15 protein-coding genes are annotated in these 9,924 nt (G+C 66.0%); 4 read left to right on the top strand and 11 right to left on the bottom strand.

What is annotated here, in order from left to right; translation table 11 throughout:
• Nucleotides 1–425 (top strand): hypothetical protein (locus QZX62_RS04570; protein ID WP_294172492.1); only part of this gene is annotated, 425 nt, incomplete at its 5' end.
• A gap of 322 nt (nt 426–747) precedes the next feature.
• On the opposite strand, the gene QZX62_RS04565 is transcribed toward QZX62_RS04570, so the two are convergent.
• The 4 genes from QZX62_RS04565 to QZX62_RS04550 all read right to left on the bottom strand — a co-directional run bounded on the left by QZX62_RS04565 (nt 748) and on the right by QZX62_RS04550 (nt 3,106).
• A complete protein-coding gene (locus tag QZX62_RS04565) occupies nt 748–1,200 on the bottom strand; it encodes a YaiI/YqxD family protein (RefSeq protein ID WP_294172489.1) in 453 nt (150 codons plus the stop codon).
• On the bottom strand, nt 1,197–1,787 hold the full coding sequence (locus tag QZX62_RS04560; RefSeq protein ID WP_294172487.1) for a YdeI family protein: 591 nt from the start codon (nt 1,785–1,787) through the stop codon (nt 1,197–1,199). Before QZX62_RS04560 ends, QZX62_RS04565 begins: the two co-directional genes overlap by 4 nt.
• Before the next feature lie 53 nt (nt 1,788–1,840).
• The gene (locus QZX62_RS04555; RefSeq protein WP_294172486.1) at nt 1,841–2,509 is read right to left on the bottom strand and encodes a hypothetical protein; all 669 of its coding nucleotides are present in this window, start codon (nt 2,507–2,509) and stop codon (nt 1,841–1,843) included.
• Between the two features lie 135 nt (nt 2,510–2,644).
• Nucleotides 2,645–3,106: a DUF1810 domain-containing protein gene (locus QZX62_RS04550; protein ID WP_294172498.1), complete on the bottom strand. Its 462-nt coding sequence runs from the start codon at nt 3,104–3,106 to the stop codon at nt 2,645–2,647.
• Nucleotides 3,107–3,176: 70 nt separating this feature from the next.
• Here QZX62_RS04550 and QZX62_RS04545 point away from each other — a divergent pair, with 70 nt between their 5' ends.
• Together QZX62_RS04545 and QZX62_RS04540 are read left to right on the top strand one after the other, a co-directional pair.
• Entirely contained in the window at nt 3,177–3,527 is a 351-nt protein-coding gene (locus tag QZX62_RS04545; RefSeq protein ID WP_294172484.1) for a hypothetical protein, read from the top strand.
• Between the two features lie 130 nt (nt 3,528–3,657).
• On the top strand, nt 3,658–4,689 hold the full coding sequence (locus tag QZX62_RS04540) for a hypothetical protein (protein ID WP_294172483.1): 1,032 nt from the start codon (nt 3,658–3,660) through the stop codon (nt 4,687–4,689).
• Here QZX62_RS04540 and QZX62_RS04535 read toward each other — a convergent pair.
• Nucleotides 4,686–5,648: a patatin-like phospholipase family protein gene (locus QZX62_RS04535; protein WP_294172481.1), complete on the bottom strand. Its 963-nt coding sequence runs from the start codon at nt 5,646–5,648 to the stop codon at nt 4,686–4,688. The two genes, QZX62_RS04540 and QZX62_RS04535, sit on opposite strands and share 4 nt — an antisense overlap.
• 71 nt (nt 5,649–5,719) lie before the next feature.
• Nucleotides 5,720–5,866: a hypothetical protein gene (locus tag QZX62_RS04530; protein WP_294172479.1), complete on the bottom strand. Its 147-nt coding sequence runs from the start codon at nt 5,864–5,866 to the stop codon at nt 5,720–5,722.
• A gap of 145 nt (nt 5,867–6,011) precedes the next feature.
• Between QZX62_RS04530 and QZX62_RS04525 the strand changes: the two genes are divergently transcribed.
• Nucleotides 6,012–6,332, top strand: a complete 321-nt coding sequence (locus QZX62_RS04525; RefSeq protein WP_294172478.1) for a zf-TFIIB domain-containing protein — start codon at nt 6,012–6,014, stop codon at nt 6,330–6,332.
• A gap of 26 nt (nt 6,333–6,358) precedes the next feature.
• Here QZX62_RS04525 and QZX62_RS04520 read toward each other — a convergent pair whose 3' ends face one another.
• From QZX62_RS04520 to QZX62_RS04500, 5 genes are all read right to left on the bottom strand, one after another.
• On the bottom strand, nt 6,359–7,717 hold the full coding sequence (locus QZX62_RS04520) for a hypothetical protein (RefSeq protein ID WP_294172476.1): 1,359 nt from the start codon (nt 7,715–7,717) through the stop codon (nt 6,359–6,361).
• A 302-nt stretch (nt 7,718–8,019) separates the two neighbouring features.
• On the bottom strand, nt 8,020–8,205 hold the full coding sequence (locus tag QZX62_RS04515; protein ID WP_294172475.1) for a PspC domain-containing protein: 186 nt from the start codon (nt 8,203–8,205) through the stop codon (nt 8,020–8,022).
• Nucleotides 8,206–8,494: 289 nt separating this feature from the next.
• Nucleotides 8,495–9,352, bottom strand: coding sequence for a glucose 1-dehydrogenase (locus QZX62_RS04510; RefSeq protein WP_294172474.1), 858 nt, complete (start codon nt 9,350–9,352; stop codon nt 8,495–8,497).
• A 6-nt stretch (nt 9,353–9,358) separates the two neighbouring features.
• Nucleotides 9,359–9,574, bottom strand: coding sequence for a hypothetical protein (locus tag QZX62_RS04505; protein WP_294172473.1), 216 nt, complete (start codon nt 9,572–9,574; stop codon nt 9,359–9,361).
• 34 nt (nt 9,575–9,608) lie between these two features.
• Entirely contained in the window at nt 9,609–9,863 is a 255-nt protein-coding gene (locus QZX62_RS04500; RefSeq protein WP_294172471.1) for a hypothetical protein, read from the bottom strand.
• Nucleotides 9,864–9,924 lie beyond the last annotated feature (61 nt).

Below are 9,924 nucleotides of genomic sequence, written 5' to 3'. Positions count from 1 at the left end.
TCTCCGGTGCGGCACCAATCGCGAACAGATTGACTGAGATCCCCGATGTAGCTCGGATGAGCCGTGATGAGGCCCGCAGCCTCATGCAACGCGGCTTTATCGACGAACTTGGTTTTTCGTTTGGTTCTGACGTTGTAGAAAGCGAGCTCTATGATGAGATTGGCTGGCTTACGGACAGGATAGCTCAACATGTGCACGAACTCTGTCTTGCCATCGCGAACGGATCGGTTGATGCAGCAGGTTCTATAAGCAGAGATATCGTCGACGATGCGATCAGAAGCTGGTCAGATGACTCCTTATCGACCGACGCCGGGGTAATCGAAAGGCTCATGAACGCACGAGATACCAAGATCGGCAGAAAGAACCAAGTTCTCTACGCGCTTGGTCAGTGTGAGCAAGAAGACTATCGGACAAGCGATATTTAGTCTCTAGTGCGCGGGAATTTTACCGTGAAAGATGCGATGCTCAATGTGTCACAGATTCTTTCGGGATTTGCCTCAGCTGCTAATCCGGTAATCAGGCGGACGCCAGCTCAAGAAGCTTGGCGCTTTGTCTTCCCCAAGTTTCGAATGGCGCTAAGGAGCCGCTTGCGCAAGGCTGAAGACGAAAGGGTATTCTTAAGAGGTAAGGGGGTAGCCTCTACTCGCCCCTTCAGGAGCCTGATCTGCGCCCGTCTGAGCGATCACTTCAAGGCACGCCGGCAGCGTGGTTGCCTCCGACGCGCTCAGCATCTCTTCCCCCGTTCGCTCAGTTCCCCACCCGCACCAACGCCTCATCCAACGCCTGCAGAAACCGCGACCGGTCCGCCTTCCCGAACGGTGCCGGCCCGCCCACCACATCCCCGCCCGCCCGCAGGTCGGCCATGATCGCCCGGGTGGCCAGCGCGCCGCCGATGCTCGCCGCCGTGAACGGCTTGCCGTTGTGGCCGATCACCGTCGCGCCCGCCTTGAGGCAGCGGTCGGCCAGCAGGATGTCGCCGGTGATCACCACCGTCCGCGCGTCGGCCTCGCCCGCGATCCAGTCGTCGGCGGCGTCGAACGCGTCGCTGACCACCACCCGCTCGACCAGCGGATGCTCCGGCACGCGTAGCCGCATGTTGCTGACCACGACGACCGGCACCTCGCGCCGGAACGCCACTCGGTAGACCTCATCCTTGACCGGGCAGGCGTCGGCGTCGACCAGGATACGCGGCGCGCTCACCCGTGCACCTTTTCGCCGCGTTCCAGCTTGGCCACCCACTTCGCCACCGCCGCCGCCCGTCTGGCTTGGTCTCGCACATCGTGCAGCCGGTACAGCAAGGCATAACGGTTCGCTCCGCTTAGCCCCGCAAAGAATGCCGCCGCCTTCGGGCTCGCCTCCAGCGCAGCCGCCAAATCCTCCGGCACTTCCATCCGGCTCGCGGGAGGATAGGTCGCTTCCCACCGCCCATCGGCTCTGGCCGCCTCGATCTGCCGGAGCCCGCCGCGGCTTACCCTGCCCTCCGTCATCAGCGCCTCGGCCCGCCGCGCATTGATCTCCGACCATTTGGATTTCGGCCGCCGCGGCGTGTAGCGGACGAGGTAGAAACGCTCGTCGAAGCGGTTGATCAGCCCGTCGATCCAGCCGAAGCAGAGCCCCGCGTCGATCGCCTCCTTCACGCTGACCGAAGTCACGCCCTGCCCCTGCTTGGCGATCTTCAGCCAGATGCCCCCATGAGCTTCCGGCTGCTGCTCCAACCACCCTTCCAGCGCTTGCCCGTCCTCGAAGTGCAGGATGGGCAGCCCGCCCCGCTCGCGCTCCTCGCTCATCCGCGGACCGTGCCTGCCGCGGCTAAGACCGGAAAGCTCCACCTCACCGGCGCTCAGTTCCCGAACACCCGTGGGTGTTTGGCGATGAACCGCGCCACCCAGCCGTCGATCCGTTGATCGTGCGGGCGCCTGAGGTATCGCCATCCCCACAGGCTCACTACCGCCGCGCCGACCGTGTCGACGATCAGGTCCTGCATCGTGTCGGTCAGCCCGGAGGGATCGGTCAAGGTCGCCGGCTGCATGTTGGTACCGAACCATGCGTCCATGGCGAACTCGAACACTTCCCAGATCGCGCCCAATGCGACTGCGAAGAAGAAGGCGAACAACGCCACGAACGCCGGCCGCATGTGGAGGTCCACCGCCCTGTCCGCGTTCAGCACATAGACGATCATGAAGCCCAGCATGCCCAGCAGCAGCCCGGACGTAGTGTGCAGCCCGGCGTCCCACCACCAGTAACGCTCGTACCAATGGTGAACCTCGCCCAGGAATAGGGTGGCGAAGACGAACAGCACCGCCACCAGTTCGACCTCCGTCGGGATCTCGACGGACAGCCGCCGCGACAGGGTGGGCACCAGGCACACCGCCATGATGCCGCCCACGAACGCCGCCTGCGCCCAGTCGCCGCGCACAGCCAGCAGGACCAGCGACACGCCCATGACCAGTTCCAGCACGCCGAGCACCAACAGGTGCGCGCGTGCCCTTCCCGGTCTCGCCTCAGTCACGCGTCAATCGTCCCGTTTCGTGCTGCCCTTGCTCGACGGGTTGGCGGCGATGGTCTTCGGCTTCTCCTTCTTGGGCTTGCGCGCTTCCTTGTTCGACTTCTGCTGTCCCTTGGCCATGACACCCTCCTTGGCTGGTTATCGCACCATTACGAGCGTAGCGGAGTCCCGTTCCCCGCGGAACAAGGCCGCCAGCGCTTGGGCGAAGGACTCGCCACCACCCGCCGCCTCGAACAATGTCAGGCAGGAGCGCAGCTTGGCCGTGTCCACCGCGCCCAGCATCTGCTCCGCCGAACGCTCGCCCGCATGACGCATCACCGCCGCCACGCACTCCCGCAGCCTGTCCCCAAGCAGCGGATGCGCCAGGTACGCGCGCGCCTCCTCGATTCCGCTGATCCCGTAGTGCACCGCCGTCGCGCTCCGCCCGAGCCCGCGCAGCTGCGGAAACACGAACCACATCCAATGCCCGCGCTTGGCTCCGGCGCGCAGCTCGGCCAGCGCGCCCTCGTACACCCCGCCGCCCTGCGCCCGGGCGAAGCGTTCCAGGTCGAACGGCTCGCCCTGCGGCGTGCGGCCGCCCTGTCCTTCGTCCTCGACCATCGTCCCCTCCGCTGCCTGCGGTTTCAAAAAACCCTGTCCTACATGCGGGTGCTTGTGCTTCCTTTGTTCCATGGACCAACGAACACCACCGCGCCATGATAGCTGGACGACCGACCGGCAAGTCCGCTTCCTGGGCGAGCTGCACTACACGCGTTCGGTCACCCGAGCGGCCGAGGCGGCCGGGATGAGCCGGGAGGGCGCCTACCGGCTGAAGCGCCGGCCAACCGCCAAGGCCTTTGCCGCCGCCTGGGACCGCATCCTCGCGGCGCCGCCCGCAGCCCTCCGCCCAGGTCACGAAGGTCACGGCCGCGGTCACGAAGGTCACACCGCCGCGGGCGCTGCGCCGGCCTTTCACTCTGGGAAAGGTCACAATGGTCACGCCGCTGCGGAACCGCGATCCACTGGCAACCGAGTCAACTAAGCGGGGGCGTTCCGGACCTCGGCAGCGGCTGCGACCGTTGGCCATGACTAGCCTCCACCATCTCTTAACCGACCGGCGCTACCTTCCGCCCCGCTTTGCGGCACGACGCCGCTCGGGGGGAGGCGCGGCGATGGACTCATATGGCGGCGGCGGCGGAGGCGCTCACCCGCATTTCGTCGATATCCCCGACCCCGCTCGGGTAGCGGGCGTGCGCGCCTACCGCGAGCCGGAGCAGCCGCATCCGCTGCAGCTGCAGCTTCTAGAGGCGGACGGCGAGCGGGCGTGGGTGGAGGAGCTGCGCGAACTGCTTGCCGCCGGGCGCACGGCCCAAGCCGACGCTCGGTTGTCGGCCGAGCTCGACGGGCTGGGCGGCAGCCTTGCCGAGATCTGCCGCAGCACGCCGGCCGATGCGGTGGCGCTGTCCGGCTGGGAGGACCTCCTGCCCGTGCTGGCCGAGTGGGAAGGGCCACCGATCACCGCGATCACCTTGGGCCTCACCAATCCGCCCGACCTGGTGTTCGAGGCAGGACGCCCGCATCCGCCCGAGCTGCTGCTGGGGCTCTACTCGGACGATGCCCACCCGTTCAGCACGGCGGATACCGACGCGCTGCTGACCGAGTGCGCGGCAGCGGCGCCGGCGTGGATCGGGCATGAGGAGGATGTGGAATTCTACTGCGAGGTCACCGGCCTTGCGGAGCTCAACACCGCGCTGATCGGGTGCAAGCACCGCTACTTCCTCCGCGACGGCCGCGACGGGGTTGAGGGCCGCGCGCCGGGCGGCTACGTCGAATATCTGCTCGGCTGCTGGCTGCGCACCACCCGCTTCCTCCAGGCGGCCGAAGCGGCGGTGGCGACCCACGGCCTTCCGCCGGGCTGCCGCCTGATCGTCGGCGCAGTGGAGGTGAACGCCGACCTGGTCACCGTGCTTGGATCGGCCGGGCGATCCGCTCGCCGCCGTCCGCCAGTCAAGGCCGAGCCGAGCTTCGCACCGTTGACGGTGAAGCCATGGGCGCCGCGCGCAGAGCCCGCTGAGGTCAGCCCCGCCGTGGCCACAAGCCTGCGTCAGCGGCTCCAGGCCACTTCCTCGCCCGAAGCCCCACCCCCGACCGCTCAGCCTCGGCGGAGCCTGTTCGCCCGCCTGTTCCGCCGCAGCGGGACCTAGCTCAATAGCGGCTCGATGCTCTCCCAATGCTGCTCGACCGCGCGCCGGCCCGCAGCGATCCCGGCCTGGATCTTGGCGGGATCGAACTCCAGCGTGCCCGAGACCTCCGTCTCCGGTTCAATCACCCGGATGGGCGCGAAGCGATAGCGGGCGATCTGCAGGTCAAGCGGACGGAGCACGGCCAGCGCGCCAGGTCCGGCCACCCCGATCCGCTGCAGCTCCCGGAACTGCGCCTCCCGCGCCGCGATCAGGTCGTTGATCAGCGTGGCGTTGGCCAGGTCGTTGGCCGATACTTCCGACTGCAGGATTTCTACCGCCCGCAGGCCGATCTGCACGAGGTCCGGGTAGGTCCGAGCCTGTCCCGGCCGCGGCGGCGGTCCCGTGCGGATGACGATCACGCCGCGCGGGTTGAACTCGAGCGCGGCGTCGAGCGGCGTCACGTCGCGCACACCGCCATCGACCCACTGCTCCTCAGTGCCGTCCGCGGCGCGGGTCAGGAGCGGTTCGAAGAAGACCGGCATCGCGCAGCTGGCATAGACCCAATTATGGATCCCCGGCACGCTCTCATCGATCGTCCGGAAGGCACCGGTACCGAGATTAACGACGCCCAGCCGCAGCTTCTTGCCGGTGGCACGCAGCCGCGGCTCGTCCGCCGCCCGCTTGAGCAGCCGCCGCAGCCCCTTCGCCTCATAGAGCGAGTCCGCGCCGAAGATCGCTCCGGCCGGGCCGAGCGGCTTGCGCACGAAGATGTCGCTGTTGCGGCGCAGCGCGGACCAGAACTCAACCAGCTTGGGAACATCGTCCTGCGCCACCGCCAGCGCCTGGATCGCACCGGTAGAGGTGCCGACGGCGATGTCGATCTTGACCCCGCGATTTACGATTAGCTCGTCCAGCACGCCGACTTGGAATGCGCCTTTTGCGCCACCCCCGCTCAACACCACCGCCAGTTCGCCGGGCATTGTCGTTCTCCTGCGCCAACGACTCCAAGGCGCCACACGACCCCTTGCTTCCGCTTAGGCGCAGTCGGTCCCTAGTCGAAGAGGGAGGGGATGATCCACACCGCCGACATGGCCACAACGATCAGCAGCAGCGAAATCGCGAGCACCCAGCGGACCACATGCTCCTGGCGCGCGCCAGTGACTTGTTCGTCCGTATAGTGCGGTTCGGGAGGGTCCATGGCCAACTCCTCACAAGGCTCGTCATCTTAACCCCAAACGCCGCCGCTTGCCACTGAAAGCCGCAAGGCCGTTCAGGCTAACCGGAACTCTTGCGGAGCGGGGCCTGCCCCCCGATCTCCGATTGATCGAAATAGGAGTGCTTTCATGCCGAACCATCCGGGCCCGATGAGCTGTCCCAACGACGGCGCTACGTTGGTGATGAGCGAGCGGTCGGGGATCGAGATCGACTATTGCCCGACCTGCCGCGGCGTCTGGCTCGACCGCGGCGAGCTCGACAAGATCATCGAGCGCAGCCAGGCCGATCTCGGGCCCGCAGCTGGAGCGCAGCAGGCGCCACCGCCGCCGCAAGGCGGATCGCCGTGGAGCGCCTCGCCGCCCTACCCGCAGCACCAGCCCTATGGTCATGGCTACGGCGGCAAGCCCCACAAGCGCCGCAAATCGTTCCTTGAGGAACTATTCGACTAGGATCTTCGAGACGGCGGGCGCAGCCGTCAAGGCGCTTCCGCCGGGGCGCCATCGGAGACGCGGAAGGTCAGAACCCTGCCGTGAGCCGCGGCGGCTTTCACCAGCTCGGGCTCAACCCGCAACGCTTCGGTGCGCGCATGGAGAAGCTCGCTATGCGGGCTTTTGAAGCTCGGCTGATCAGGCAGCTGCAAGAAGCCGATGACCTGGTCACGGCGATCTACATCCTGGAGAGCTTCCAGCAGTTCGCGCCTGGCGCCTTCCCTATCATCCATGCATAGCCTCAGCTGAGCTCGGGAAGTTGCCCGTTCATGCGCAAGCACGGCCGCGATCGAGAACGCAGCCTCCTCCTTCCTTCCTGCCATGGTCAACCCGCAAGCCTTGTGCCAGTGCATCGCACGGACCGCGTCCACGTTGACTTGCTCGCCCCACTTGGGCGCGACCGCGAGGGCCTCGTCCATTTGCTTCAGGCCATCCCGCGTGCGCCCGGCTCGAAAGAGATAAACGGCACGGTTTCCGGCAAGGTTGAGCGAGTTGGCTTGTGCGTCGATCGGCCAAACCTTCAATGCCTTGAGGAACAGCGCGTCTACGTCAGCCCACCGGCCCTGCCGCGCAAGCGCTCCCGCCACTCGCGCCGCCTCGAAGATCAGCTCAACGTCCGAGTTCGGGTCCGGTGCGTCAAACAGCGGCAGCACCGTGCTGATCAGCGTTCGGTCGTGATTAGCCTGGACCAGCGCGGTCGAGTAGTCGGCCAGCGTTTCCGGGCTCTTGCTAGCCTCCCATCTCGACCGCGCTTCCCTCAAGTAAATCGCCCATTGCCGCTCTAGCTTCGGTCCGGCCCAGCGCTCGATATCGGGCCAGATCGGCTCGGCCTCCCTGAGTGCCAGCAGGTTGTAGCTGTCAGCCGGATCGAGCAGCCGCGGAACCAGGGCCCGGGCACCGGGGATGTCCTTGCGGGCGAGCCTCGCTCTGATAGTGGCCAGCGCGAGTTCGGACTGGGCACGAAGCCGCTGGCCCCGCCAGTCGATTGCGAGCAGCCGCTCGCTGACGGCCTGGACGCGGCGCTTGTCGTTCTCGGCCTTGAGCCGATGAAGCAGCGACATGACGGTCCATTCGTCGAGCGACCGGATTGCAGCCGGGTCGATCTCCGCCGCCCGCAGCAGATGGTCTGCGCCGCGGCCGGGTGTATGGCTGTAAGCGTAAATGCCGGCCGCGGCGATCAGCGGCGCGCTGTGCTCCGGGAGAAGCCGAATGCTTTCCTCGATGGCAGTAAGGGCCGCGGGTTCGCGCTCCGCAGCTGCCAAGGCGGCGGCGCGGAAGAACTGAACCATGCCGCGCAGGCGGCTCGGCTCCGACAATCGTGCCAGCATTTTGTCGGCTGCGGCCATGGCGGCTGCAGGCGTCGGCGCGTTGGCCAGGTCCAGCATCAATTGTTGCAACTGGGCACGCTGAGCTGGGGGCAGGCTCTCGATCTCGGGTAGCAGCGCTTGGCCGGGAGCGGGTTCACTCGGTGTTGTTGTTTCTGATGGCAACGAAGATGTGATCCCCACCGATGCGGCACCCGGCGCAAGCGCCAACGCCAAAACTGATAGCAGCCACACGCGACATATCTCCCGCCTCAAGCCGGCAGGCTGCGATAGGTTCGGGGTGAAGGCAAGCGCGCGAGGCAGCGGCGGGCCGGTGGCCCGCTTCAACGATCTGAAGCGAGCCAGCCAGCAACCAGGTAGAGGAGAATGGCGATCGGACCGGTAGCCAGGACGGCAAGGACCAGCCCAAGCCGGACGATTAGGGCATCAACGCCGGTGTAATCGGCCAGGCCGGCACCGACGCCCATGATCTTGGCCCGGCGGCGATTGAGGACGAACGGCTTGTCCATTGTGCTTGTCCCTTTCAAGCGAGCGGCAGCGGGCCAACGGCGGCGCTGACGAACAGCAGGGCCGATACGAACGCGCCGGCGAAGCTGACGGCGAGCTGGCGGGCGGAGACGGTGGAAACGAACATGGTGGAACTCCCTGTCTTGTCTGGGTGGGTCCGCCTGTCGAACCCACACCAAACCTAATGCAGAGAGCGTGCCAACCGAAAAATGTGTTTGTTATCAGTGTGCCGCGCAGGTGAAGCGACATACTTAGCGAATTTCACGCCAGCGGTTGGGAGATTGTCCCACCTTAGCTTGCGGTGGTATCCCCGCCATCCGGGTGCAGCACCTGACCGGTCATGTAGCTCGCGTCCTCGCACGCCAGGAACAGGAAGGACGGTGCAACCTCGTTGGGCTGACCGGGTCGCTTCATCGGCGTGCTCTTGCCGAACTTCGAGACCTTGTCGGTGGGCTGGCCGCCGAACGGGTTCAGCGGAGTCCAAATCGGGCCGGGCGCAACAGCGTTCACTCGGATGCCTTTCTCGACCAGGTTCTTGGCAAGGGAGCGCGTGAAGGCAGTGATCGCCCCCTTTGTTGCGCTGTAGTCGAGCAGCATCGGCGCGCCTTTGTACATCGTCTCTGATGTGCAATTCACGATCGCAGCGCCTTGCTTGAGGTGGGGCATGGCCGCCTGGGTCAGGAAGAACATCGAGTAGATGTTGGTCTGGAAGGTGCGGCGCAGCTGCTCCTCGGTAATATCTTCGATGTTCTCGTCGGGATGCTGCTCGCCGGCATTGTTGATCAGGAGGTCGAGCCTGCCGAACGTCTCGACCACCTGTTGCACGGCCCGCCAACAGAACTCCTTGGAGCCAAGGTCACCGGGCACCGCGATCGCCCGGCGTCCTTCGGACTCGACGATCCGCTTGGTTTCCGCGGCGTCGTCATGCTCGTCGAGGTAGAAGATCGCGACGTCCGCGCCTTCGCGGGCGAACAACGCGGCGACCGCGCGGCCGATGCCGCTGTCGCCGCCGGTGACGATAGCCACCTTGTCCTGCAGACGGCCGGAGCCCGGATATCGCGGCTGCCACTCGGGCTTGGGCTCAAGCTGGCTTTCGTGTCCCGGCAGTGCGGGCTCTTCCACCGTCGGCGGATCGATCGTCTCGGCCACTGGACGCTACTCCTTGGCGGCTACGCCCGCGCCAGCTTCGCCGAATGCCTCAATGGTCGACTGGTTCTGGCTATCGTTCTCCGGCGCTTTTTCAACCGGCGTCGAGCCGACCGGGCCGGGCTTAAACGCCTTGCGCGCGCCGTCGCCCGGATCGTCCGACATTTCGTTCTTCTGGTTCTGCGTTTGCTGCTGCGAGTTAGGGTTATGTCCGCTTTGCTTCACGATGGTGCACTCCTCGACCGAGCAGAGAAAAAGCTCAGCCTTCTAGCGTCATAACGTTCGCCGATGGGCGCGGCTCCTTGCCCTCAGCCGCAGGACGGGCACGGGTCGTCCGGCATTCCGCGACCAACGTCGGGAAGTCGAAGTCGCTGTTGGCAGCGAGGGTGGCGCCGGTTGCAGCCGAGCAGGCGGCCTTGTTCTCATATTGGGTTGGGATGGTCGCCACCGGCTGGCAGGTCGCCGAACCATCGGCGCAACCCAGGATGGCGATCACGTAAGCAACTGGACCCATGAGGAAATCCCCGATCAGAACTTGCCGGTACAACCGAGCAGTTCGTCTCGCGTTCCAATCA

This window comes from uncultured Sphingomonas sp. (assembly GCF_902806265.1).
In the GTDB taxonomy this organism is placed as follows: domain Bacteria; phylum Pseudomonadota; class Alphaproteobacteria; order Sphingomonadales; family Sphingomonadaceae; genus Sphingomicrobium.
Note: the sequence above shows the minus strand (reverse complement) of the source record. Positions and strands in the feature narration are given on the sequence as shown.